The organism is Noviherbaspirillum denitrificans (genome assembly GCF_002211445.1).
Taxonomy (GTDB): domain Bacteria; phylum Pseudomonadota; class Gammaproteobacteria; order Burkholderiales; family Burkholderiaceae_D; genus Noviherbaspirillum; species Noviherbaspirillum denitrificans.
Map to the genome: position 1 here is coordinate 910 of NZ_LSTO01000001.1, position 436 is coordinate 1345.

Below are 436 nucleotides of genomic sequence, written 5' to 3' on the forward strand. Positions count from 1 at the left end.
TGGCAAGTACTACCAGACCTATGGCTACTTCGAGATTGAAGCGAAGCTGCCGGTGGGTAAGGGCACCTGGCCTGCATTCTGGCTGTTCAACCACATCAACGAGCGCCGTCCCGAGATGGACGTGATGGAAGCGTATGCCGGCGGTGCCGCGCCGTGGGGCGTGAACAAGAACGGTGTGGCGCATCCGACCGCATATGCACCGACCGTCTGGAAAGGCGACCGTGAGGGGCAGCTGGTGGGCACGCGCCAGTACGATGCCGGCGTGGACCTGTCCGAAGGCTTCCACAAGTATGCGGTGAAGTGGGAACCGAACAAGCAGACCTATTACTTCGACGGCAAGGAAGTGCTGGTGGTGAACGTATCGATGGGCGATCCGATGTACCTGATGCTGGACCTGTGGTACGGCAGCGCATCGGGCACGCCGGACGATTCGACG

At 61.0% G+C, this 436-nt stretch carries 1 protein-coding gene; it reads left to right on the forward strand.

Going from position 1 to position 436, the window contains the following annotated elements:
- Positions 1 to 436: glycoside hydrolase family 16 protein (locus AYR66_RS00015; RefSeq protein ID WP_141104131.1), on the forward strand; the 436-nt coding region annotated here is incomplete at both ends.